This is a genomic window from Bradyrhizobium sp. LeoA1Lang, from assembly GCF_055413685.1.
The window spans coordinates 1-867 of the sequence record NZ_JBVAPG010000435.1; the positions used below are offsets into that span (position 1 = coordinate 1).

Here is an 867-nt window from a genome sequence, read left to right on the forward strand (position 1 = left end):
GTGCGGGAGCAGGCGACGGTGGCCGATCTGGCCCAGCGCTATGAGGTTCACCCGAACCAGATCTATGCCTGGAAGAAGCAACTGCTGGACCAGGCGGCCCGGGCCTTTGACGCGGGTGTCGGGCGGGAGAGCGAGGACGCGCGCGAACGCGAGATCGAGAAGCTGCATGCCAAGATTGGACAACTGACAGTCGAGCGCGATTTTTTAGCGCGGAGGTCCGGAAGATGAGCACGCCGGACCGTCGAGGAATGCTCGATCGCGCCGACATGGCGCTGTCGATCCGCCGGCAATGCATGTTGCTTGGCATCGCGCGCTCTGGGGTCTACCGGCCGCCACGGCCGGCCAACGACAACGACCTTGCCCTGATGCGGCGCCTCGACGAGCTGTTCACCGCCTGGCCGTTCCTCGGCTCGCGGCGAATGACCGCGATGCTGAAGGCTGAGGGGCTTCAGGTCAATCGCAAGCGCGTGCAGCGGTTGATGCGCAAGATGGGCATCGCGGCGCTGGGACCAAGGCCGAACACGACCAAGCCGGCGCCGGGCCACAAGATCTATCCCTATCTGTTGCGCAACATGACGATCGACCGACCAAACCAGGTATGGGCGGCCGACATCACGTATCTGCCCATCGGCCGCGGCTTTCTTTATCTCGTCGCCATCATCGACTGGGCGAGCCGTGCGGTTCTGGCGTGGCGGTTGTCGAACACGATGGACGTCTCGTTCTGCGTGGCGGCGCTGGACGAGGCGCTGGCGAAGTACGGCACGCCGGAGATTTTCAACACCGACCAGGGCAGCCAGTTCACCAGTGCGGCCTTCACCGGCGCGTTGGCGGGCGCAGGGATCAAGATCTCCATGGATGGCCGCGGTC

At 64.8% G+C, this 867-nt stretch carries 2 protein-coding genes; both read left to right on the forward strand.

Annotated elements, in window-relative coordinates; genetic code table 11:
- Window positions 1-228, forward strand: a 228-nt coding sequence (locus tag ACZYOF_RS43985) for a transposase (RefSeq protein ID WP_463719620.1), incomplete at its 5' end; no start/stop codon positions are given.
- Between the two features lie 65 nt (window positions 229-293).
- Window positions 294-867 (forward strand): IS3 family transposase (locus ACZYOF_RS43990; protein WP_463719621.1); only part of this gene is annotated, 574 nt, incomplete at its 3' end.